The 21,964-nt window shown below is 70.1% G+C and carries 21 protein-coding genes and 2 tRNA genes; 18 read left to right on the top strand and 5 right to left on the bottom strand.

The window, feature by feature from the left end:
• Positions 1 to 36 precede the first annotated feature (36 nt).
• The 6 genes from recF to HET64_RS09180 all read left to right on the top strand — a co-directional run bounded on the left by recF (position 37) and on the right by HET64_RS09180 (position 7,945).
• Positions 37 to 1,167 (top strand): DNA replication/repair protein RecF, encoded by a 1,131-nt coding sequence (recF, locus tag HET64_RS09205; protein ID WP_215103613.1) that lies wholly within the window; start codon positions 37 to 39, stop codon positions 1,165 to 1,167.
• 206 nt (positions 1,168 to 1,373) lie between these two features.
• Positions 1,374 to 1,877, top strand: coding sequence for a DUF721 domain-containing protein (locus tag HET64_RS09200; RefSeq protein ID WP_018957316.1), 504 nt, complete (start codon positions 1,374 to 1,376; stop codon positions 1,875 to 1,877).
• Positions 1,878 to 2,326: 449 nt separating this feature from the next.
• Positions 2,327 to 4,396: a DNA topoisomerase (ATP-hydrolyzing) subunit B gene (gyrB, locus tag HET64_RS09195; protein WP_215103611.1), complete on the top strand. Its 2,070-nt coding sequence runs from the start codon at positions 2,327 to 2,329 to the stop codon at positions 4,394 to 4,396.
• A 47-nt stretch (positions 4,397 to 4,443) separates the two neighbouring features.
• Positions 4,444 to 7,083, top strand: coding sequence for a DNA gyrase subunit A (gene gyrA / locus HET64_RS09190; protein WP_215103603.1), 2,640 nt, complete (start codon positions 4,444 to 4,446; stop codon positions 7,081 to 7,083).
• 93 nt (positions 7,084 to 7,176) lie between these two features.
• On the top strand, positions 7,177 to 7,797 hold the full coding sequence (locus tag HET64_RS09185; protein WP_215103601.1) for a DUF3566 domain-containing protein: 621 nt from the start codon (positions 7,177 to 7,179) through the stop codon (positions 7,795 to 7,797).
• Between the two features lie 71 nt (positions 7,798 to 7,868).
• Positions 7,869 to 7,945: transfer RNA gene (locus HET64_RS09180), tRNA-Ile, on the top strand.
• A gap of 416 nt (positions 7,946 to 8,361) precedes the next feature.
• Here HET64_RS09180 and HET64_RS09175 read toward each other — a convergent pair.
• Positions 8,362 to 8,739, bottom strand: a complete 378-nt coding sequence (locus HET64_RS09175) for a DUF6344 domain-containing protein (RefSeq protein WP_215103599.1) — start codon at positions 8,737 to 8,739, stop codon at positions 8,362 to 8,364.
• A gap of 291 nt (positions 8,740 to 9,030) precedes the next feature.
• Here HET64_RS09175 and HET64_RS09170 point away from each other — a divergent pair, with 291 nt between their 5' ends.
• Both HET64_RS09170 and HET64_RS09165 read left to right on the top strand, forming a co-directional pair.
• A complete protein-coding gene (locus HET64_RS09170; protein WP_003958712.1) occupies positions 9,031 to 9,165 on the top strand; it encodes a DLW-39 family protein in 135 nt (44 codons plus the stop codon).
• A gap of 322 nt (positions 9,166 to 9,487) precedes the next feature.
• Positions 9,488 to 10,822, top strand: coding sequence for a hypothetical protein (locus HET64_RS09165; protein ID WP_215103597.1), 1,335 nt, complete (start codon positions 9,488 to 9,490; stop codon positions 10,820 to 10,822).
• Positions 10,823 to 10,841: 19 nt separating this feature from the next.
• Here HET64_RS09165 and HET64_RS09160 read toward each other — a convergent pair whose 3' ends face one another.
• Together HET64_RS09160 and HET64_RS09155 are read right to left on the bottom strand one after the other, a co-directional pair.
• The gene (locus tag HET64_RS09160) at positions 10,842 to 12,206 is read right to left on the bottom strand and encodes a serine/threonine-protein kinase (protein ID WP_215103595.1); all 1,365 of its coding nucleotides are present in this window, start codon (positions 12,204 to 12,206) and stop codon (positions 10,842 to 10,844) included.
• 138 nt (positions 12,207 to 12,344) lie between these two features.
• Positions 12,345 to 12,893, bottom strand: coding sequence for a transcriptional regulator (locus HET64_RS09155; RefSeq protein ID WP_032790318.1), 549 nt, complete (start codon positions 12,891 to 12,893; stop codon positions 12,345 to 12,347).
• Positions 12,894 to 13,071: 178 nt separating this feature from the next.
• On the opposite strand from HET64_RS09155, the gene HET64_RS09150 reads away from it, so the two are divergent.
• Together HET64_RS09150 and HET64_RS09145 are read left to right on the top strand one after the other, a co-directional pair.
• Positions 13,072 to 13,144: transfer RNA gene (locus HET64_RS09150), tRNA-Ala, on the top strand.
• Between the two features lie 140 nt (positions 13,145 to 13,284).
• Positions 13,285 to 13,869, top strand: a complete 585-nt coding sequence (locus HET64_RS09145) for a TerD family protein (RefSeq protein ID WP_215103583.1) — start codon at positions 13,285 to 13,287, stop codon at positions 13,867 to 13,869.
• A 134-nt stretch (positions 13,870 to 14,003) separates the two neighbouring features.
• Here HET64_RS09145 and HET64_RS09140 read toward each other — a convergent pair whose 3' ends face one another.
• A complete protein-coding gene (locus HET64_RS09140) occupies positions 14,004 to 14,714 on the bottom strand; it encodes a DUF5324 family protein (protein ID WP_215103577.1) in 711 nt (236 codons plus the stop codon).
• A 279-nt stretch (positions 14,715 to 14,993) separates the two neighbouring features.
• On the opposite strand from HET64_RS09140, the gene HET64_RS09135 reads away from it, so the two are divergent.
• Together HET64_RS09135 and HET64_RS09130 are read left to right on the top strand one after the other, a co-directional pair.
• Positions 14,994 to 15,521 carry a peptidylprolyl isomerase gene (locus HET64_RS09135; protein WP_215103575.1) on the top strand — a complete coding sequence of 176 codons (528 nt, stop codon included), beginning with the start codon at positions 14,994 to 14,996 and terminating at the stop codon, positions 15,519 to 15,521.
• A 149-nt stretch (positions 15,522 to 15,670) separates the two neighbouring features.
• On the top strand, positions 15,671 to 16,573 hold the full coding sequence (locus HET64_RS09130) for a rhomboid family intramembrane serine protease (protein ID WP_215103574.1): 903 nt from the start codon (positions 15,671 to 15,673) through the stop codon (positions 16,571 to 16,573).
• Between the two features lie 291 nt (positions 16,574 to 16,864).
• On the opposite strand, the gene crgA is transcribed toward HET64_RS09130, so the two are convergent.
• A complete protein-coding gene (crgA, locus tag HET64_RS09125) occupies positions 16,865 to 17,119 on the bottom strand; it encodes a cell division protein CrgA (protein ID WP_097865620.1) in 255 nt (84 codons plus the stop codon).
• 141 nt (positions 17,120 to 17,260) lie between these two features.
• Here crgA and HET64_RS09120 point away from each other — a divergent pair, with 141 nt between their 5' ends.
• From HET64_RS09120 to HET64_RS09095, 6 genes are all read left to right on the top strand, one after another.
• Positions 17,261 to 18,028, top strand: a complete 768-nt coding sequence (locus tag HET64_RS09120; RefSeq protein WP_215103572.1) for a DUF881 domain-containing protein — start codon at positions 17,261 to 17,263, stop codon at positions 18,026 to 18,028.
• 30 nt (positions 18,029 to 18,058) lie between these two features.
• Positions 18,059 to 18,769: a class E sortase gene (locus HET64_RS09115; RefSeq protein WP_215103571.1), complete on the top strand. Its 711-nt coding sequence runs from the start codon at positions 18,059 to 18,061 to the stop codon at positions 18,767 to 18,769.
• Positions 18,770 to 18,856: 87 nt separating this feature from the next.
• On the top strand, positions 18,857 to 19,045 hold the full coding sequence (locus tag HET64_RS09110; RefSeq protein WP_003967905.1) for a hypothetical protein: 189 nt from the start codon (positions 18,857 to 18,859) through the stop codon (positions 19,043 to 19,045).
• On the top strand, positions 19,042 to 19,680 hold the full coding sequence (locus HET64_RS09105) for an aminodeoxychorismate/anthranilate synthase component II (protein WP_215103570.1): 639 nt from the start codon (positions 19,042 to 19,044) through the stop codon (positions 19,678 to 19,680). The genes HET64_RS09110 and HET64_RS09105 overlap by 4 nt, the downstream gene beginning before the upstream one ends.
• On the top strand, positions 19,677 to 21,086 hold the full coding sequence (locus HET64_RS09100; RefSeq protein ID WP_215103569.1) for a class E sortase: 1,410 nt from the start codon (positions 19,677 to 19,679) through the stop codon (positions 21,084 to 21,086). Before HET64_RS09105 ends, HET64_RS09100 begins: the two co-directional genes overlap by 4 nt.
• A gap of 25 nt (positions 21,087 to 21,111) precedes the next feature.
• Positions 21,112 to 21,846, top strand: coding sequence for a class E sortase (locus HET64_RS09095; protein WP_215103568.1), 735 nt, complete (start codon positions 21,112 to 21,114; stop codon positions 21,844 to 21,846).
• Positions 21,847 to 21,964: the final 118 nt, after the last annotated feature.

Below are 21,964 nucleotides of genomic sequence, written 5' to 3'. Positions count from 1 at the left end.
ACAACCTGGAAGCACTGTCGGGAGAGGGCGGCCACCATGCACGTCACCCATCTCTCGCTGGCCGACTTCCGCTCGTACGCCCGGGTCGAGGTCCCTCTCGACCCGGGCGTCACCGCGTTCGTGGGCCCCAACGGGCAGGGCAAGACCAACCTCGTCGAGGCCGTCGGCTATCTCGCCACTCTCGGCAGCCACCGGGTCTCCTCGGACGCCCCGCTGGTGCGGATGGGCGCCGAGCGGGCGGTGATCCGTGCTGCGGTCACCCAGGGCGAGCGTTCCCAGCTGATCGAGCTGGAGCTGAACCCCGGACGCGCCAACCGGGCCCGTATCAACCGGTCCTCGCAGGTCAGACCGCGTGACGTGCTCGGGATCGTACGGACTGTGCTGTTCGCTCCGGAGGACCTGGCCCTGGTCAAGGGCGACCCCGGTGAGCGGCGGCGGTTCCTGGACGAGCTGATCACGGCGCGGTCCCCCCGGATGGCCGGGGTCCGCTCCGACTACGAGCGGGTGCTCAAGCAGCGCAACACCCTGCTGAAGTCCGCGGCGATGGCCCGGCGGCACGGCGGCCGCTCGATGGACATGTCCACCCTCGACGTCTGGGACCAGCACCTGGGCCGCGTGGGCGCGGAGCTGCTCGCGCAGCGCCTCGATCTGATCGCCACGCTCCAGCCGCTGGCCGACAAGGCGTACGGGGACGTGGCTCCGGGCGGCGGTCCGGTGGCGCTGGAGTACCGCAGTTCGGTCGGCGAGGACGTGGGTCCCGCGCGCACCCGCGACGAGCTGTACGAGCAGCTCATCGCGGCGCTCGTGGGCGTCCGCAAGCAGGAGATCGAGCGGGGCGTGACCCTCGTCGGCCCGCACCGCGACGATCTGGTGCTCGGTCTGCGGGGGATGCCGGCGAAGGGGTACGCGAGTCACGGCGAGTCCTGGAGCTACGCGCTGGCGCTGCGGCTGGCCAGTTACGAGCTGTTGCGCTCCGAGGGCAACGAGCCGGTGCTGGTGCTGGACGACGTCTTCGCCGAGCTGGACGCCCGTCGCCGTGAGCGGCTGGCGGAGCTGGTGGCCCCCGGCGAGCAGGTGCTCGTGACGGCCGCGGTGGCGGAGGACGTTCCCGGCGTGCTGGCGGGGGCGCGGTACGCGGTGTCCTCGGGCGAGGTGGAGCGCGTATGACCGGCCGGGGCGAGAGCGGGGCGGGCCGACGGGGATCGGCCGCCCGCGCGGGCGGTACGGGAGCGGCGCGCGCGAAGGGCAAGGGCGCGGGCCGGGCCGGTGGGCCGGGAGAGGCGTTGCCGGATCCGGCCGCTTCCGGGGCGGCCTCCGGGACTTCGTCCGGAGCCGCCTCCGGGGCGCCTTCAGGGGCGTCGAAGCCGCCCGAGGTGACCGGGGTCGATCTCGCCCGGGTCGCGTTGCGGGCGGCGAAGGAACAGGCCAGGGCGCGGGGTGCGGCGGCGCAGCAGAAGAAGCAGGCCCGGCGGGGCGGCGGGCTGCGCTCGGGCGCCCGTTCGGACGGCCGGGATCCGCAGCCGCTGGGCTCCGCGATCAACCGGCTCATCACCGAGCGGGGCTGGGAGACGCCCGCGGCGGTCGGCGGGGTAATGGGGCGGTGGCCGCAGATCGTCGGCGACGATCTGGCCAACCACTGCGTACCCCTGCGGTACGACGACGATCCGGACGCCCGGGTGCTGACCGTCAGCTGCGACTCGACGGCGTGGGCGACGCAGCTGCGGCTGCTGGCTCCGCAGCTGGTGGCCCGGCTGAACGCGGATCTGGGGCAGGGCACCGTACGGATGATCAAAGTGGTCGGGCCGGGGGGCCCGGAGCGCCGGTTCGGGCCGTTGCGGGCGCCCGGCAGCAAGGGCCCGGGCGACACCTACGGGTGAGGGCGCGGGCCGCCGGCGGGAGGGGGTCGGGCCCCGCCGGGTCCGCGGCCGGGTCGTCCGCTCCTCCCGCCATTCCCGTAAGGATCACCGGTCACCGCGCTGAGCTGCACTTTTGGCGTAAACTTGTCGTGTACCGGGCGGCCTTCTGGGCGGGTTCGTCAGGGTTCGCGCGAGAGGAAACCGGGCGGTACGGCCGGAGCGTCCCTCACCTTAGTGAGAGGTTGACAGGCCGAAGCGCTCAAAGCCCTTCAGGGCCTCTTGGAGCCCCTTCCCGAATATGGGGAGTCGTCAGCCGCTCATTCAGGGCGGCACATGCGTACTCAGGTACCGGCAAACCCCCATTCATGTCAGTGCTACCGGTAGACTGGTGAGTAATCCCGCCGCTGAGGCGGGAGTCGTCGATACAAGCCGAACGACGCAGCCGCTCCCGCCTGTCCGGAGAACGGCCTGTGCTGTGCCAGAAAGGGCGCTTCGTGGCCGATTCCGGCAACCCCAACGAGAACATTCCGTCCACAGCGGGCGAGCACGGCGAGGTCGCCGCCTCGTACGACGCCAGCGCGATCACCGTGCTGGAAGGGCTGGACGCGGTCCGCAAGCGGCCTGGCATGTACATCGGCTCGACCGGTGAGCGCGGCCTGCACCACCTCGTGCAGGAAGTCGTCGACAACTCGGTCGACGAGGCGATGGCGGGCCACGCGGACACCATCGACGTCACGATCCTCCCCGACGGCGGGGTGCGTGTGATCGACAACGGCCGGGGCATCCCGGTCGGCATCGTGCCGTCCGAAGGGAAGCCGGCCGTCGAGGTCGTGCTGACCGTGCTGCACGCGGGCGGCAAGTTCGGCGGCGGCGGCTACGCCGTCTCCGGCGGTCTGCACGGCGTCGGCGTCTCCGTCGTCAACGCCCTGTCCACCCGGGTCGCCGTCGAGGTCAAGACGGACGGCCACCGCTGGACCCAGGACTACAAGCTCGGTGTCCCGACCGCCCCGCTGGCCCAGCACGAGGCCACCGAGGAGACCGGTACGACGGTCACCTTCTGGGCCGACGGGGACATCTTCGAGACCACCGAGTACAGCTTCGAGACCCTCTCGCGCCGCTTCCAGGAGATGGCGTTCCTCAACAAGGGCCTCACTCTCAAGCTCACCGACGAGCGGGAGTCGGCGAAGGCGACGGCGGGCGCGGACAGCGCGGACGCGGTCGAGCCGGCCGAGGAGGAGACCGCCCGCACGGTCACGTACCACTACGAAAACGGCATCGTCGATTTCGTGAAGTACCTCAACTCCCGCAAGGGCGACGTCATTCACCAGTCGGTGATCGACATCGAGGCCGAGGACAAGGACCGTCTCCTCTCGGCCGAGATCGCCATGCAGTGGAACACGCAGTACACCGAGGGTGTCTACTCCTTCGCCAACGCGATCCACACGCACGAGGGCGGCACGCACGAGGAGGGCTTCCGTGCGGCGCTGACCTCGCTGGTCAACCGGTACGCGCGCGACAAGAAGCTGCTCCGCGAGAAGGACGACAACCTCACCGGCGAGGACGTCCGCGAGGGCCTCACCGCGATCATCTCGGTGAAGCTGGGCGAGCCGCAGTTCGAGGGCCAGACGAAGACCAAGCTGGGCAACACGGAGGCCAAGACCTTCGTGCAGAAGGTCGTCCACGAGCAGCTGACGGACTGGTTCGACCGCAATCCCAACGAGGCCGCCGACATCATCCGCAAGGGCATCGCCGCCTCGACCGCCCGTGTGGCGGCCCGCAAGGCGCGTGACCTGACGCGGCGCAAGGGGCTGCTGGAGAGCGCCTCACTGCCGGGCAAGCTCAGCGACTGCCAGTCGAACGACCCCACCAAGTGCGAGATCTTCATCGTCGAGGGCGACTCCGCCGGTGGTTCGGCGAAGTCCGGCCGTAACCCGATGTACCAGGCGATCCTGCCCATCCGCGGCAAGATCCTGAACGTCGAGAAGGCCAGGATCGACAAGATCCTCCAGAACACCGAGGTCCAGGCGCTGATCTCGGCGTTCGGCACCGGGGTCCACGAGGACTTCGACATCGAGAAGCTCCGCTATCACAAGATCATCCTGATGGCGGACGCCGACGTCGACGGTCAGCACATCAACACCCTGCTGCTGACGTTCCTCTTCCGCTTCATGCGGCCGCTGGTGGAGGCCGGGCACGTCTACCTCTCGCGCCCGCCGCTCTACAAGATCAAGTGGGGCCGGGACGACTTCGAGTACGCGTACTCGGACCGGGAGCGCGACGCCTTGGTGGCGCTCGGGAAGCAGAACGGCAAGCGGATCAAGGAAGACTCGATCCAGCGCTTCAAGGGCCTCGGCGAGATGAACGCCGAAGAGCTGCGCGTCACGACCATGGACGTCGACCACCGGGTCCTCGGCCAGGTCACGCTGGACGACGCGGCGCAGGCCGACGACCTGTTCTCGGTGCTCATGGGTGAGGACGTCGAGGCACGGCGCTCGTTCATCCAGCGCAATGCCAAGGACGTCCGCTTCCTCGACATCTGAGTCGGCCGTACCAGCGACGCCGCAGCTCGAAAGGACTTTGACCAGTAATGGCCGACGAGAACACCCCTGTGACACCTGAACCCGTGACGCCCGAGGAAGAGACCGTCCCCGGTGTGGGCATGCGTGTCGAGCCCGTCGGGCTCGAGACGGAGATGCAGCGCTCCTACCTCGACTACGCGATGTCCGTCATCGTCTCGCGTGCGCTGCCCGACGTACGGGACGGCCTCAAGCCCGTCCACCGCCGGGTGCTGTACGCGATGTACGACGGCGGGTACCGCCCCGAGAAGGGCTTCTACAAGTGCGCCCGCGTCGTCGGCGACGTCATGGGCACGTACCACCCGCACGGCGACTCCTCCATCTACGACGCCCTGGTGCGCCTCGCGCAGCACTGGTCGATGCGCATGCCGCTGGTGGACTCCAACGGCAACTTCGGTTCCCCGGGCAACGACCCGGCCGCCGCCATGCGGTACACCGAGTGCAAGATGATGCCGCTGTCCATGGAGATGGTCCGGGACATCGACGAGGAGACCGTCGACTTCCAGGACAACTACGACGGCCGCAACCAGGAGCCGACGGTCCTGCCGGCGCGCTTCCCGAACCTCCTGGTCAACGGCTCCGCGGGCATCGCGGTCGGCATGGCGACCAACATCCCGCCGCACAACCTCCGTGAGGTCGCCTCCGGCGCCCAGTGGTATCTGGAGCACCCCGAGGCCTCGCACGAGGAGCTGCTGGACGCGCTGATCGAGCGCATCAAGGGCCCCGACTTCCCCACCGGCGCGCTGGTCGTGGGCCGCAAGGGCATCGAGGAGGCGTACCGCACCGGCCGTGGCTCCATCACGATGCGCGCGGTCGTCGCGGTCGAGGAGATCCAGGGCCGCCAGTGCCTGGTCGTCACGGAGCTTCCGTACCAGACCAACCCCGACAACCTCGCGCAGAAGATCGCCGACCTGGTCAAGGACGGCAGGGTCGGCGGGATCGCGGACGTCCGGGACGAGACCTCCTCGCGTACGGGTCAGCGCCTGGTCGTCGTCCTCAAGCGGGACGCGGTCGCCAAGGTCGTCCTGAACAACCTGTACAAGCACACCGACCTCCAGACGAACTTCGGCGCGAACATGCTGGCGCTCGTCGACGGGGTGCCGCGCACGCTGTCGATCGACGCGTTCATCCGTCACTGGGTGACGCACCAGATCGAGGTCATCGTCCGGCGGACGAAGTTCCGGCTGCGCAAGGCCGAGGAGCGGGCGCACATCCTGCGCGGCCTCCTCAAGGCCCTGAACGCCATCGACGAGGTCATCGCCCTCATCCGGCGCAGCAACACGGTGGACATCGCGCGCGAGGGCCTGATGGGCCTGCTGGAGATCGACGAGCTCCAGGCGAACGCGATCCTGGAGATGCAGCTGCGCCGGCTGGCCGCGCTGGAGCACCAGAAGATCACCGCCGAGCACGACGAGCTCCAGGCGAAGATCAACGAGTACAACGCGATCCTGGCCTCGCCCGCCAAGCAGCGCACCATCGTCAGCGAGGAGCTGGCGGCGATCGTCGACAAGTTCGGCGACGAGCGGCGCTCCCAGCTGGTGCCCTTCGACGGTGACATGTCCATCGAGGACCTGATCGCCGAGGAGGACATCGTCGTCACGATCTCCCGCAGCGGCTATGTGAAGCGCACGAAGACGGACGACTACCGCTCGCAGAAGCGCGGCGGCAAGGGCGTGCGCGGGACGAAGCTGCGGGAAGACGACATCGTCGACCACTTCTTCGTCTCGACGACCCACCACTGGCTGCTGTTCTTCACGAACAAGGGCCGGGTCTACCGGGCCAAGGCGTACGAGCTCCCGGACGCCGGCCGGGACGCGCGCGGCCAGCACGTCGCCAACCTGCTGGCCTTCCAGCCGGACGAGAAGATCGCCCAGATCCTGGCGATCCGCGACTACGAGGCCGTGCCGTACCTGATCCTGGCGACGAAGGGCGGTCTGGTGAAGAAGACCGCGCTCAAGGACTACGACTCGCCGCGCTCGGGCGGTGTCATCGCGATCAACCTGCGCGAGATGCCGGACGGCGGCGACGACGAGCTGATCGGCGCCGAGCTGGTGTCGGCCGAGGACGATCTGCTGCTCATCAGCAAGAAGGCCCAGTCGATCCGGTTCACCGCGACGGACGACGCGCTGCGCCCGATGGGCCGTGCCACCTCGGGCGTCAAGGGGATGAGTTTCCGCGAGGGCGACGAACTGCTCTCGATGAATGTCGTCCGGCCCGGTACGTTCGTCTTCACCGCTACCGACGGCGGGTACGCGAAGCGGACTCCCGTCGACGAGTACCGCGTCCAGGGCCGCGGCGGCCTCGGTATCAAGGCCGCCAAGATCGTGGAGGACCGCGGATCGCTCGTCGGTGCGCTGGTGGTCGAGGAGACCGACGAGATTCTCGCCATCACGCTCGGCGGTGGTGTGATTCGTACGCGAGTCAATGAAGTCAGGGAGACGGGCCGTGACACCATGGGCGTTCAACTGATCAATCTGGGCAAGCGCGACGCCGTCGTCGGCATCGCGCGCAATGCCGAGGCCGGCCGTGAGGCGGAAGAGGTCGATGGGGCCGATGACGTCGATGGCGAGCTGGCCGAGGTTCACGCCGAGGGCGTGACAGAGGGCACTGTCGAGGGCACGGAGCCTTCGACCGGGGAGCACGAGGAGTAGAGCGTGAGTGGAGCCACGGGCGCCGGTTCGGCCGCTTCCGGAGCCGGCGCGAACGGTGCCCGTGGCCCTGCCACGGACTCCCAAGGGGGCACTGTGACGGACACACGAGGGCCTCAGCCCCAGTACGAGGGTTACGCGACCGGGCCCCTGCCCGGCGAGCGTGAGCCCGCACCGGGGCCGTCGGGGCCGTACCACCCGCCCAAGGCGTACCAGGCGCCCGGCGGCGGCACCCAGGGCGGCCAGCGCCCCGGACAGCCGGACGGCGGCACACTGGGCGGCGCGCAGGGCGTGGGCGGCGCTCAGGCGACGCGCAAGCCGCGCACGGGGGCGCGGACCACTCCGCGTACCCGCAAGGCCCGTCTGCGGGTGGCCAAGGCCGACCCGTGGTCGGTGATGAAGGTCAGCTTCCTGCTGTCGATCGCCCTGGGCATCTGCACCGTGGTGGCGTCGGCGGTGCTGTGGATGGTCATGGACGCGATGGGCGTCTTCGAGACCGTCGGCGGCACGATCAGCGAGGCCACCGGCTCGAACGAGAGCAACGGCTTCGATCTGCAGTCGTTCCTGTCGCTGCCGCGCGTGCTCATCTTCACCTCGGTCATCGCCGTGATCGACGTGGTGCTGGCCACCGCGCTGGCGACGCTGGGCGCTTTCATCTACAACCTGTCGGCGGGCTTCGTGGGCGGCGTCGAGCTCACGCTGGCCGAGGACGAGTAGCGCGCCGAGTATCGATTTTGGGACTGGCCCCGACGTGCGCTAATCTTCAGAAGTCAGCGCGACAGCGCGGCGGGGCTATAGCTCAGTTGGTTAGAGCGCATCCCTGATAAGGATGAGGCCACAGGTTCAAATCCTGTTAGCCCCACCAGCCTGAAGGCCCCTCACCGGAGACGGTGGGGGGCCTTTCGCATGTGCGGCCGGCGAGAGGATGCCGCAGGGCGCCTACAGCGTGGACGCGTGCATCAGGACCGCTATCGGTGTCAGCCCGCACACGAGGCCGACCGACAGGCACACGTACGCCAAAACCTTGAAGGCCTGTGCTGTTGGGCCCGGCACGCGGCGAAGCCGGTGAAGCTCACGATGGACAGGCACGGCAGGACGACGGAGAAGAAGCCCAACGCGAGCACGGCGTCCCTCTCTTCTGATCACGTCGCGGCCGGGCCGCGGGTGGGGGCGTCCTCGCAGGCCGTGTCCTGGGGGTACGGGGCCGGGCCGGGCACACGGAAAGGGCCCCCGGCCGGTGTGAACCGGACCAGGGGCCCCGGAGTGCGGTGGGCGCCGGGATCAGGGGGGTGGCGCCGGGGAGTCGCCTTCCGGGGCTGTGTGGTGGGAGCCGGCCGGTCCGGTCGTTCGGGCGTTCTCCGCGGGGTCGAGCGACAGGTGCCGGGTGGCCGGGGAGGAGCCGTGGGCCTCGGCGCGGATGCGCTGCTTCATCGTGGGCGGCAGGGCCCGGTCACGCGGAAGGGTCCATCGGACCGAGGGGGCGATCGGGGTTGCCGCGGTGGCCGCCGTGTGCTCCTGGGGCGTGGCGCTCGGCTGCGCGGCGGCGTTCGTGGCGTTCGCGGTGCTCGCCGTGGCGGTGGCGAGGCCCAGCGACGCCAGGAGGGCGAAGAACGCGGTGATGAAGGCGGTCCAGAGGTTCTTGGGCTGGAAGGTGCTCATGGCCCCTCGCTTTCGGACGGTCCGGTTGCTGACTTCTCCGATCATGTGGATCCGGGCCGTGATTTCGAGGAGCGACGCCCGCTCTGTGCCGATCTTCGGATGAACACCACTCGTATGGTGCAACCGGAGTGGACAGGCCCTCGCGGGCGGTCGGAAGAGGGTGCCGGGAGGTCTTTCCGGACGCCGTGGAGGGGGTGCTCCGGGGCCCCGGGCAGGTAACCGATCGGTATCGGCCGGTGTGTATAGTCGGCGACAGAAGGCCCTTACGCCAAGGAAAGACGAGGTCGCGCGGTGAAGAAGCTTCTCCTGGTCGCACTGGCTGCCATCGGCGGGCTCCTCGTGTACCGCCAGATCCAGGCGGATCGCGCCGAGCAGGATCTGTGGACGGAGGCGACCGACTCCGTGCCCGCAGGTTCGGGTGTGTGAGACGGCACAGTCTGTTACGGGCCCCGGTCGCTGAGCGGCCGGGGCTTCGTGCTGTCCGGGGCCCGCTCGCCGACGAGCGGGCCCTTCGTCGTGCGCGTGTGACGCCCGTACGTCCCGGACTCCCGGCCTCTTGAGTTCACTGGAGCACATACATAAATTGCTCTGGTGAACTCCGGTGGGTGCCGGTGAGGCCAGGAACGCGGACAAGAGGGGCAATGCGGCTGTGGCCGGAGACACCGGCGGTGTGGGCGGGGCAGGATGGACCGGCATCGCGGCCGGGCGGTCGACGGCACCGGCGCGTGAGGACGACGAGGGGAAGCGCGTGAAGAGGCAGCGCAACAAGGGCCGGCCGGTGGCCGCGGTACTCGCGGCGATGTGCGCGGCGGCGGCCCTGCCGGGGCAGGCGCACGCGGCGGGCCCCGGGGTGTACGCGTTCGACCCCGACGCGAAGAACGTGCAGGGCGCGGCGACCAACGTCGAGGCGTCCACGCTGGACGAGGGCGTCCCCTACCGCAGCACGATCAAGCCGGGCGAGAAGCTCTACTACCGGGTCACGCTGGACGACGCCTCCGCCGCCTACGTCTCGGCGGTCGCGGTGCCCGGCGACAGCGGCGCGGTCGCCTACGGCGACGGCATCGACGTCAGCCTCCGGGAGACCGACGACACCCGGTGCGGTTCGGAGCGGGCGAACTTCGGCTCGGGTGAGTACGCGCGTCCCATCGCCGCGTACGTCTCCCGGACCGTCGAGGAGGGCAGCTCCACCTGCCAGGAGAGCGGCCAGTACGACGTCCTCGTCGAGCGCGAGAGCAAGGACGCGTCCAACTCCGACGCCTGGGGGCTGGAGTTGCGCTTCCTCCAGGAGCCGCGGTTGAAGAGCGGGGCGGCCATGCCGACCGACGGGCCCGAAAGCTGGCCCTCGGCCTCGGCGCAGCCGCTGACCGGGAAGCAGCGGAAGCGGTCCGGTGGGTCCGGGTACTCCGAGGCCACCAGCCTGGAGAACGGCCGCTGGCGGGACACGGTCGCCCCGGGGCAGACCCGCTTCTACCGGGTGCCGGTCGACTGGGGCCAGCAGATCCACGCCACCGCTGGGCTCTCCAACAGCACGAGCGCCGAAACGGACTTCGTCGGCAACGCGCTCACCCTGTCGCTGGACAACCCCGCCCAGGGGCACGTCTCCGACGCCACGCTCTCGTACTCCGGAGGCCCCGCCTCCGCGTCCCTGAAGCCGCTGCCGCCGGTGGCCTACCGCAACCGGTTCGATACCTCGACGCAGGTCAGCACCATGCGCTTCGCGGGCTGGTACTACCTGTCGGTGTCCCTCAGCCCGAAGCTCAAGGACTCCTACGGCGCCGAGCCGATCCCGTTCGAGCTGGCGGTCCAGGTGAAGAACAAGGCCGAGACGTCCCCGTACGAGGGTGACGCCGGGGTCTTTGGCGTCACCGACCAGGACCGGGAAGTGGCCCGGAAGGGGAAGAACGCCCGGGAGGCCGCGCAGAGCGGCCCGATGACGGTGGTCGCAGCGGCCGGAATCGGCACGGGGTCCGTGCTGGTGCTCGGGCTGGGCGTCTGGACGCTGCTGGCCCGCCGCCGCGCCGCCGGGGCCCCGGCGGCGGGTTCGCCGGCCGACGGGGGCCACCGGCCGCCGCCGGGCCGGTAGCCGGCTCGCCGGCGGACCGTCAGATCCGGGTCAGGGCCCAGATGCCGACCGCGAAGCAGATCAGCGCCACCACCAGCACCCCGGCCGCGACCTTCGGGGGCGGTCCCGGACGCGTTCCCCGTACGGGCGCGTGGGGCGCGGCGTGCTGCACCGGCGGGGCCGGCACCGGTGGTTGTCGCTGCTGGGCGGTGTAGGCGCGGGTGGCGACGGGATCGTGCGGTACGCCGGAGGTCGGCGCCTGGGAGAGGTCCGGCGCGCCGACGGCGTACGGGGGCGGCGCGTCCGGCGTGAACGGTGCGGCCGGCGGCTGCGGGAACCCCGGCTGTGCGTAAGCCTGTTGCTGTGGGGGCGAGACTCCGGGCGGGGGCGCGAGGTGGAAGCTGCCCGTCTCGGACATCGACGCGGGGGGCGGTGCGTAGGCCTGCTGACCGGGCCCCGGAACGACCGGCCGCGCCGGTGCGGCCGCGGGTGGGGGTGAGGGCTTCTCGGGCTGCTGAGGGGCGGTCACGGGCCCGTCGGGGCCGAACCCCGCCGGCAGCGGCCCGATCTGGTCGAACACCTCCACCGGCTCGTCGTCCGGGCCGGGCTCGGGAAGCATCTCGACCGCCGCGGTCAGGGCCTTGCGGGCGCCCGTCGCGGTCCGGAACCGGGCGTGCGGGTCCGGCTGGAGCAGCCCGGCGAGAACCTGCCACAGCGGCTCGGGAACGCCGTTCGGGGCGCTCGGGGTGCCGTGCGCGGCGAAGTGCTCCACCAGCGCCTGGGAGTCGGGCTTCTGGCCTTGGAGGAGGTAGAGCGCGACCAGGCCGACCGCGAAGAGGTCCGCGGGGAAGTCGGGCTCGGCGCCCATCATCTGCTCGGGGGCGAAGTAACCGGGCGTACCGACCACGTAGTTGGTCTCGGTCAGCCGGGGTTCGCCCTTGCGCATCGAGATGCCGAAGTCGGAGAGGCGCAGATGCGGACGGCCCGTTCCGGTCGCCTCCATCAGGATGTTGGCGGGCTTGATGTCGCGGTGCACCACCCCTTCGGCGTGCACCGTGGAGAGCCCGGAGAGCAGCTGGTCCAGCAGCAGGCAGACGAAGCGCGGGGGCAACGGGCCGTAGTCGCCGATGACATGGGCGAGCGAGCCGCCGCTCACCAGGTCCATGGTGAACAGGACCTTGTCGTCGTCGGCGGCCCAGCTGGCCGGGGCCAGCACATGCGGGTGCTCGATGCGAAGGGCCTGTTCGCGGACGAAGCGCAGCAGCGTGTGCGCGTCGCTCTGCTGGAGCACCTTGGCCGCGACGTACCTGCGGCGGCGGTGGTCCCAGGCGCGCCAGACGGCGCCGACCCCGCCCCGTCCGATCGGATCGATCAGCTCGTACCGACCAGCGAAGACCTCACCCATTGTGCTGCGCCCGCTCCCCGTTCCTGTGGTGCCGCGGCGTCTGCCGCGGCCCGTGTCCGGACCCGTGGCCTGCCGGTACCAGGGCGTCGCACGGTGCGCGCGTGCCCTGGCTCCGTCGTCCGTCGTGGTCCGGAGCCGCTAGCTCTGGTGCCCCTCGTAGTGCGCGACCGCGTCCGCGGTGCGTCCCGCTCCGTACACCTTGAGGAACTCTGCCAGCTCCGGGTGGGTCGGGGCGAGGGCGTCCGAGGCATCGATGATGTCGCCGGCGGCCGCGACCGACCGCAGCAGGGACTGGATCTCGCGCACCACGCGGCGGACGGTGGGAGCGCCGCCCGTGGAGGTGGTCTGGCCGGTGGCGGTCAGGACCGACCCGCCCTGCGACTTCTTGATCTCCTCCATGCGGTCGGTGGCCTCGCCCGCGCTGACGCTGCCGTCGGCCACCTGGCTGGCCAGCTCCTGGAGGGCCTGGACGCGCTGGACCACCGCGGGATTCCCGATCTTGGCCCGCTGGCCGCTCATCAGTTGGGAGAGCATCGGGGCGGAGAGCCCGAGAACAGCGGCCAGCCGGGCCTGGTTCAGGCCGAGATCATCGATCAGCCGGCGGAAGAGCGCCCCCAACGGCTCTCCGTACCAACTGCGTTGAAGCTCTCTGGCTCTTGCCGTCGCCTCTTGTTGCGCTGCGTCCATGGCGTCTCCCCATCGCTGCCGCTTCGCTGCTGCGAACCTTGCGAGCATCTTACGGAGCGTGGTCGTCCACGGGGAGTCCCTATCCTTTTGCAGGATTACGGGGGTCACCCGGTACTCTGGTCTGCGACGGTAGCCCTGGCACGGACGTGCTGGACGTTGCCCTCGTTCGTTGTGGCCCGGGGCCTTAGCTCAGTTGGTAGAGCGCTGCCTTTGCAAGGCAGATGTCAGGAGTTCGAATCTCCTAGGCTCCACATCCCAGGACCCCCCTGAACTGCGGTAACGCGGTTCAGGGGGGTCTTTCTCGTTCCCGGCGCGCTTCCTCCGGGGACGCGTGGCGGAGGTACCAGGCACACTTCATACGTAAACAGTCGAGCCACAAAAGGACTCAGGCATGATCACGTTGACGAAGGAAGACGGCCCGGCCGACCTGGGTGGGGTGACCCATCTGTCCATCGGGGCGTCCTGGGACCCCACCGTCGGGAGCAGCGGCGGCCTGATGGGGAAGCTCCGGCAGAAGGCCGGTACGGACCTCGACCTGATCGCCATCGCGCTGCAGGGCGGGGACCCGGTGCGGCTGGCAGGTCTGGACTCGCTGGACCCGCTGGGCAACGGCTCGCTGGTGCACAGCGGGGACAACCAGACCGGGCACGGTGACGGTGACGACGAGACGGTGACCGTCGAGTTCGCCAAGATTCCTTCGAACATCACGGCGATCGTCTTCATCGCCGCCGCGTACAAGAAGCGCAGCGCGTTCAGCAACGCGCGCAACATCAGCTTCAAGGTGTACGACGCGACGGGCGGCAGCACGCAGCAGGTCGCCGACATCTGGCCGAGCATGCTCACCCAGGACAACGGCGTCGCCGTGGCCAAGGCGATCCGCGAGGGCGCCGGCTGGAAGCTCCAGGTGATCAACGAGACCGGGAAGATCAAGCAGGGCGACGAGCAGGCCCTGATGCGCTTCGCCGTGAGCCGGTAGTCGCCGGTGAGCGGGGCCCCGCCGGCTTCTTACGGCGGGGCGGGGACACACGAACGGACGCGGCTGCGGTAACCGCCAGGGCGGTTACCGCAGCCGCGTCCGTTCTCTCAGGGGTACGCCCGGGGCGCCCCGGGTCAGGGCCTGTCGTCGAGTCCGGGGGTGTCGCCCTCGGCCTCGGCCTGCTTGGCCTTGACCTCCGGGTCGAGGTCGGCCCGGGCGCTGCCGTCGACCGAGCTGAGCGGCGAACGCTCGTCACCCACCTCGGTGGCGACGGGCGGCTCGACCAGCCAGTCCGGGTTGGCCTGCTTGTCCCACCAGCGCCAGGCGGCATAGGCGCCGCCGGCCAGGACGCCCAGCACCAGGAACCCCTTCGCGGTCCGGCCGGCCTTGGCGCGCCGCTGGTGCTTTCTGGCCAGCTTCTGGATCTCCTTGGCCGTCACCTGGGTGCGCAGCGCCGCGAGGGCGGCCGCGCTGCGGGCGGAAGCCTGCTCGGCGACGGGCAGGGCCACCGCACGGGCGTGCTCGACGCGGGGGGCGGTGTAGTCGGCGGCGCTCCGTGCGGCCTTACGGGTGGAGACCGCGGCGCGGTGCGCGGCCTCGTCGACCCTGGGCGGTACGTGCGTACGGGCTTGTTCGAGGCGAGGTGCGAGGTGGGACGCGTACTGGACACGGGCCTGCTTGGCGGCCTTCGTCACCTTCGGCGCGAGTTGCGTACGAGCCTCGTGCGCGTAGTGGGCCGCCTGCTTCTTGGCTGTGTCGGCGTAAGGCGCCACCACTTCCGCGGCGTGCTGCGCGCTGTCCTTCGCCGAGTCGGTTGCGGCGCGCACGCTGTCGATGCGGGTCACGAGATCCTCCTCCTTGGTGGCGGGTAGGTACTCCGCCTGTCCGCCCAGTTCAAAATCATGCCTGTTGCCTCGATGCCCGGCATGCGGGACGGGCATCCGGGTCATGCGGCGTATGCGGCCAAAACGGTTCATGTGAAGTGTGCCGACGACAATGCCATGGTTCGGTGCCGAACGCGCCGTTTCGTCCGGCATCCGGCCGCACGTTTCCCGGTCCGTGGGAGGATCGGCGGACGTCAGCGATGGATGTGACGTCAGGTGAAGGACGAAGGAAGGCAGACCGTGGCCGAGCAGCTTTACGCCACCTTGAAGACCAGTCAGGGCGACATCGAGATCCGGCTCCTGCCGAACCACGCGCCCAAGACGGTCCGGAACTTCGTCGAGCTGGCCACCGGGCAGCGCGAGTGGGTCAACCCGGAGACCGGCGAGAAATCCACGGACCGGTTGTACGACGGCACCGTCTTCCACCGCGTCATCAGCGGTTTCATGATCCAGGGCGGCGATCCGCTGGGCAACGGCACCGGCGGCCCCGGCTACAAGTTCCCCGACGAGTTCCACCCGGAGCTGGGCTTCACGCAGCCGTATCTGCTGGCCATGGCGAACGCGGGCCCGGGGACGAACGGGTCGCAGTTCTTCCTGACGGTGTCCCCCACCGCCTGGCTGACCGGCAAGCACACCATCTTCGGTGAGGTGTCCGGTGAGTCCGGCCGCAAGGTCGTCGACGCCATCGCGGCCGTCCCGACCAATCCGCGCACCGACCGTCCGCTGCAGGACGTGGTGATCGAGTCCGTGGTCGTCGAGACCCGCTGACGTCCGCTCCCGCCGATTCCCCGGGAGTCCGTCGGACACCCCTCGCGGGAACCAACCGCCCTGCCCGTCCGTACTGATACATAGCGGACCAGCGGGGCGGCCCTGTTCGCGCCGCCGAGCGACGAGGACCGAGAGGCAGGCCAGGACCGATGGACCAGCAGCCGCCGGGGGACCGTGCCGCCGCGGGAAGCGGTGTGCCGACGCCGACCTGCTACCGCCACCCCGACCGCGGGACCGGCATCAGCTGTACGCGCTGCGAGCGGCCCATCTGTCCCGAGTGCATGGTCAGCGCCTCGGTCGGCTTCCAGTGCCCCGACTGCGTACGCCAGGGCTCGGGCACCGGGCACCACCCGGCGGCCAGTCGGCCGCGGACGCTGGCGGGGGGCTCGGTGGCCGCCGATCCGCGCCTGGTCACCAAGATCCTGCTCGGCATCAATCTGGCCGTCTTCCTCCTGGTCTCCGTCCGTCCCGCGCTGGTGGGCGATCTGACGCTGCTCGGGCGGGCATGGGACCCGAGCCCGCCGCCCGGATCGATCGAAGGCGTCGCCGAGGGCCAGTGGTACCGCCTGGTGACCTCGATGTTCCTGCACGAGGAAGTGGTGCACATCGGGTTCAACATGCTGGGGCTGTGGTGGCTCGGCGGACAGCTGGAGGCCGCGCTCGGCCGCTCCCGCTATCTCGCGCTCTATCTGTTGTCCGGTCTCGCGGGCAGCGCCCTCACCTATCTGCTCGCCGCGCAGAACCAGCCTTCGCTGGGCGCGTCCGGCGCGGTCTACGGTCTCTTCGGAGCCACCGCTGTCCTGATGCGCCGGATGAACTACGACATGCGTCCGGTGCTGGTGCTGCTGGCGATCAACATGGTCTTCACCTTCACCTGGGGCGGCATCGCCTGGGAGGCGCACATCGGCGGTCTGATCGCGGGCGTCGCCATCGCCATCGGCATGGTTCACGCCCCGCGCGAGCGGCGTACGGCGGTGCAGGCCGGTGTGTGCGCGCTCGTCCTGCTGGCGTCCGTCGGGATCGTCGTCGCCCGCACGATGTCCCTCACCTGAGCCGGACGAGCCGGATTCCGGGCGGAACAGGGGGTCTCCACCCCCAGGCCGACCGAAGTTGTCCACAGTGTGCGCAGAATCTTGTGCATGGCAAGAGGAACATGCGTTCCCCTCGTCGCTGAGCTGGGTCTTTCCGCCTGGACAACGGGGTGCAGCCCCCCTCGACGAGGGAGGCTGCGGTCACACCGGCGTCAACATGAGCGGAGGTTATCCACAGATCGTCTGACCTTTTCCCCCGACTGTGGATAACTCTGTGGGTAACTCAGGGCAAGGCTTGCGCGGAAGTGGTCGTCACTTCCACTGCGTCGACACGGCGAAACCGCCGGCGATGAAGCCGAAGCCGACCACGATGTTCCAGTTGCCCAGGGCGTCGACCGGAAGATCACCTTCGGTCACGTAGAACACCACGATCCAGGCCAGCCCGATGAGGAACAGGGCCAGCATCACCGGAGCGACCCAACTGCGGTTGGTCAGCTTGATGGTCGTTGCCTGCTTCGCCGGGGGCGGCGTGAAGTCGGCCTTCTTGCGGATACGTGACTTCGGCACGAGGGACTCTCCTGTCGATGCGCTGCGTGACCGCGCAGGGATCTGTGGCGGGCGCCGGGGGCGGGTGCCAGGGGGAATGCTGCCTCCCCCGAGCGTCCGTTAGCGTAGTGCTTCTCTGGCGCCTGATGAGATAAGGGTACGTTGAGCAATTCCGCCGACTCCCCAGAAGGCCCGGCCCGGCGCACCTCCGCGTGGGCGGTCCGGGGCCTCACCGCTGCGGTTTTCGCCCTGGCCGGACTCATCTTCGTCACCAGCGCCAACACCGCCAAGGGCACCAATCTGCGCAGCGACTCCTCCCTGCTCAAGCTCTCCGACCTGATCAGGGAGCGCAGCGAGAACAACGGCGAGCTGAACGACGCGGTCGCCGGCGCCCGCGCGGACGTCGACGCCCTCGCCCAGCGCGACGACGGCTCCACCAAGGCCGAGGACGCCCGGCTGAAGGCACTGGAGAAGGCGGCCGGCACCACGAAGATCAGTGGCGACTCCGTCAGCGTGACGCTCGACGACGCGCCCCCCGACGCCACCGCCAACCCCGGCTACCCCGAGCCCCAGCCCAACGACCTGGTCATCCACCAGCAGGACCTGCAGGCCGTGGTGAACGCGCTGTGGCAGGGCGGGGCGCGGGGAATCCAGGTGATGGACCAGCGGCTGATCTCCACCAGCGCCGTTCGCTGCGTGGGCAACACGCTCATCCTCCAGGGCCGCGTCTACTCCCCGCCGTACAAGGTCACCGCGGTCGGCGACCCGGGCAAGCTCAAGCAGGCGCTCAACGACTCCACCGCGATCCAGAACTACCTGCTGTACGTGAAGGCGTACGGGCTGGGCTGGAAAGTCGACGAGAACGAGGCGGTGACTCTTCCCGGGTACTCGGGCACAGTGGATCTCCACTACGCACAGCCTGTGGAGTGAGCCCGAGCTGAGCCCCGGGGAGGCCGTCCGGTGTCGGTGCGACTCGTCGTCAGAACCTTCAGCGAACTCTGCATCACCGTGGGTGCGCTGATCATCCTCTTCGTCGTCTACTTCCTCTTCTGGACCGGTGTGAAGGCGGCCGACGCGGCCGAGGGCGAGATCGACACCCTCCGGAGCCAGTGGGCCCAGGAGCCCGTGGCGCCGGCCCCGCCGCCCGCCTCCCCGGAGACGTCCCCCTCGAAGACCCCGGACCCGCGACCGGTCCCGTACCGCGCCGGAAAGCCCTTCGCGACGATGCACATCCCGCGCTTCGGCGCCGACTGGGAGTGGCCCGTCCTGGAGAACACCGCGGTCGCGACCCTGCAGAAGGGGCTCGGGCACTACAGCGGAACGGCCCGCCCCGGTGACACGGGCAACTTCGCGGTGGCCGGGCACCGGCGGACGTACGGCGACCCCTTCAAGGACTTCCCGCGGTTGCGCCCCGGGGACGCGGTGGTCGTGAACGACGGCACGACCTGGTTCACGTACCGCGTCGCGAAGAAGCCGTACCGGACCGTGCCCACCGATACGGCCGTCGTCGACCCGGTGCCCCGCGGTTCCGGATTCGAGGGCGCCGGACGCTATCTGACGCTCACCACGTGCGAGCCGGAATGGGGCAGCAGCCACCGGCTGATCGCCTGGGCGCATCTGGACGCCACGCGTCCGGTGAGCGACGGAAGGCCGCTGGAGCTTTCCGGCTGACGGTGCTTGTCCACGCTTTTCCACAGCTGACCCCCTCCCCGGCCGCGGCCCTCTAGTCTGGGGCGGGTACCGAATGGAGGGGTCAGCATGTACGGCTGGATCTGGCGGCATCTGCCGGGCAACGCATGGGTGCGGGGTGTCATCTCGCTCGTGCTGGTTCTGGCGGTCGTCTACGCGCTGTTCCAGTACGTGTTCCCCTGGGCGGAGCCGCTGCTTCCGTTCGGTGATGTGACCGTCGACGGCGAGAGCGCCGGTGGAGCAGGAGCAGACCAGTGAGCGCACGCGTCCTCGTCGTGGACAACTACGACAGCTTCGTCTTCAACCTCGTCCAGTACCTCTACCAGCTCGGCGCCGAGTGCGAGGTGCTGCGCAACGACGAGGTGACCCCCGCCCACGCGCAGGACGGCTTCGACGGGGTCCTGCTCTCACCCGGTCCCGGAACGCCCGAGCAGGCCGGCGTCTGCGTCGAGATGGTCCGCCACTGCGCGGACACCGGTATCCCGGTCTTCGGCGTCTGCCTGGGGATGCAGTCGATGGCGGTCGCGTACGGCGGCGTCGTCGACCGGGCCCCCGAGCTGCTGCACGGCAAGACCTCGCCCGTGACGCACGAGGGCAAGGGCGTCTTCGCCGGACTGCCGTCCCCCTTCACCGCGACGCGCTATCACTCGCTCGCCGCCGAACCCGGCGCGCTGCCCCCGGAGCTGGAGGTCACCGCCCGCACGGCGGACGGCATCATCATGGGGCTGCGTCACCGTGACCGGGCGGTCGAGGGCGTGCAGTTCCACCCCGAGTCGGTGCTCACCGAACACGGCCACCTGATGCTCGCCAACTGGCTGGAGCAGTGCGGAGACCAGGGGGCCGTCGCGCGGTCGGCGGGGCTCGCGCCGGTGGTGGGCAAGGCCGCCGCGTGACCGTGGGCCACCCCGGGCACGAGGCCGGACCGGAGGGCCCTCACCCGCAAGGGGCGTACGGGGCCGACGGCGCGTTCGTGGCGGCGGTGGACGGCCTCGCGGATCCGCTCAGCGATCCGCTGCCCGGCGGGCACGCCTCGCCGTGGTTCCGGGCGGACAACATCCCGGGCGGACCGGGGACGGACGGCCCAGGGCCGGGACCCGGGCCGGCGTCCGCACCGGGCCCCGGAGCGTCGGAATCCGCACCGGCGCCCACGCCCGGGCCCGTACCGGAGCCCGTGCTCGGGCACGTACCGGCGGCGGCCTCGTCGCACGGGGGCGGTTACACGCCTCACCAAGGGCCTCAGCAGCCCCAGGGAGCCCCGAACGAGTGGTACGACCCCGCCGGGTACCAGCGCGACTGGTACGGGCCCCAGGAGCCGTCTGCGCGCATAGCTCCGCCCGAGGGGCGGGCCCCGGCCCCGGACCTTCCCGCCGAGCCGCGCACCGAAGTCATGACCGCGGTCGGCGGGGGGCCCGCCGAGCCGCGCACCGAAGTCATCAGCCGCATTCCGGCCGAGCCCGATCCCGAGCCGGCTTCCCGCCCCGGTCCGCCTCCCTCCGGTGGGCGGGCCGAGCGGCGGCGGGCGGCCAAGGGGCGCGGCCGCCGGCGCCCGGAACCGGTCGCCGAACAGGCCGCCCCGGCCGCCCCGATGTCCCGGATGGAGGCCCGGCGCGCGGCAAAGGCGGCCAAGGACAGCCCGGCGGTCGTCGCCAGCCGGGTGGTCGGCGAGGTGTTCATCTCGCTGGGCGTCCTGATGCTGCTGTTCGTCACCTACCAGCTCTGGTGGACCAACATCCGGGCCGAACAGATCGCCGGCAAGGAGACCAACCGGATCCAGGACGAGTGGGCCAACGGCGAGCGGAAGCCCGGGGTGTTCGCACCCGGCCAGGGCTTCGCGATCATGCACATCCCCAAGCTGGACGTCGTCGCCCCGATCGCCGAGGGCATCGACAAGGAGAAGGTGCTCGACCGGGGGATGCTCGGCCACTACGGCGAGGGCAGGCTCAAGACGGCGATGCCCTCCGACAAGCAGGGAAACTTCTCGGTGGCCGGCCACCGCAACACCCACGGCGAGCCGTTCCGCTACATCAACAAGCTCGAACCCGGCGACCCGATCGTGGTCGAGACGCAGGACGCGTACTACACGTACGAGATGGCCAGCGTCCTCCCGCAGACCGCGCCGTCCAACATCTCGGTGATCGAGCCGGTACCGGTGGGGTCCGGGTTCGAGGGCCCCGGCCGGTACCTCACGATGACGACCTGCACCCCGGAATTCACGAGTACCTACCGGCTGATCGTCTGGGGCAAGATGGTCGACGAACGGCCGCGCAGCCAGGGAAAGCCCGACGCGCTCGTCGGCTGAACATCCTCACGACAGGGACGGTGCGGTGGCAGCGAGGACCGAGCACGACGAGCGGGCCGACACCTCCGCGGCCCCGCCCCCGGCGCGCCCGCGAGGCCGCCACCCCGTCGCGACGGCCGTCAGCCTCTTCGGCGAACTGCTGATCACCGCGGGCCTGGTGCTCGCGCTCTTCGTCGCGTACTCCCTGTGGTGGACCAATGTGCTCGCCGACCGCGAGGCCGACAAGCAGGGCGACACGGTCCGCAGCAAATGGGCGGACGGACCGGGCGCCCTGGACACCAAGGACGGCATCGGCTTCCTGCACGTGCCCGCCATGAAGAACGGCGAGGTGCTGGTCAAGAAGGGCACCGACCCCGAGACCCTGAACAACGGCATCGCGGGCTACTACACGGACCCGGTCGAGTCGGGCCTCCCCTGGGACGACGAGGGCAACTTCACGCTGGCCGCGCACCGCGACGGGCACGGCGCGAAGTTCCACAACATCCACAAGCTGGAGAACGGTGATCCGGTCGTCTTCGAGACCAAGGACACCTGGTACGTCTACAAGGTCTACAAGAAGCTCCCCGAGACGTCGAAGTTCAACGTCGACGTGATCCAGCCGGTCCCGGAGGAGTCGGGCGTCAAGGAGCCCGGCCGCTACATCACGCTGACGACCTGCACCCCGGTCTACACCTCGAAGTACCGGTACATCGTGTGGGGCGAGCTGGAGCGTACGGAGAAGGTCGACAAGGACCGCACCAAGCCGGTCGAGCTGCGCTGAGCGGCTGAGGAACAGCCGCTCGCGCGGCGGGCACACGGAGCAGTTCGCGCGCGGGCACATGGAAAGGGCCCCGGTCACCATCGTGGTGACCGGGGCCCTTCCCGTGCCGGGTGGGGCG

It is taken from the genome of Streptomyces sp. McG3 (assembly GCF_018619185.1).
Lineage (GTDB): Bacteria > Actinomycetota > Actinomycetes > Streptomycetales > Streptomycetaceae > Streptomyces.
Note: the sequence above shows the minus strand (reverse complement) of the source record. Positions and strands in the feature narration are given on the sequence as shown.

Coding starts and splice junctions, on each gene's coding strand:
- HET64_RS09145 (WP_215103583.1), top strand. CDS start 13,285: ATGATCACGTTGACGAAGGAAGACGGCCCGGCCGACCTGGGTGGGGTG.
- recF (WP_215103613.1), top strand. CDS start 37: ATGCACGTCACCCATCTCTCGCTGGCCGACTTCCGCTCGTACGCCCGG.
- HET64_RS09130 (WP_215103574.1), top strand. CDS start 15,671: ATGGACCAGCAGCCGCCGGGGGACCGTGCCGCCGCGGGAAGCGGTGTG.
- HET64_RS09160 (WP_215103595.1), bottom strand. CDS start 12,206: ATGGGTGAGGTCTTCGCTGGTCGGTACGAGCTGATCGATCCGATCGGA.
- gyrA (WP_215103603.1), top strand. CDS start 4,444: ATGGCCGACGAGAACACCCCTGTGACACCTGAACCCGTGACGCCCGAG.
- HET64_RS09155 (WP_032790318.1), bottom strand. CDS start 12,893: ATGGACGCAGCGCAACAAGAGGCGACGGCAAGAGCCAGAGAGCTTCAA.
- HET64_RS09175 (WP_215103599.1), bottom strand. CDS start 8,739: ATGAGCACCTTCCAGCCCAAGAACCTCTGGACCGCCTTCATCACCGCG.
- HET64_RS09110 (WP_003967905.1), top strand. CDS start 18,857: ATGTACGGCTGGATCTGGCGGCATCTGCCGGGCAACGCATGGGTGCGG.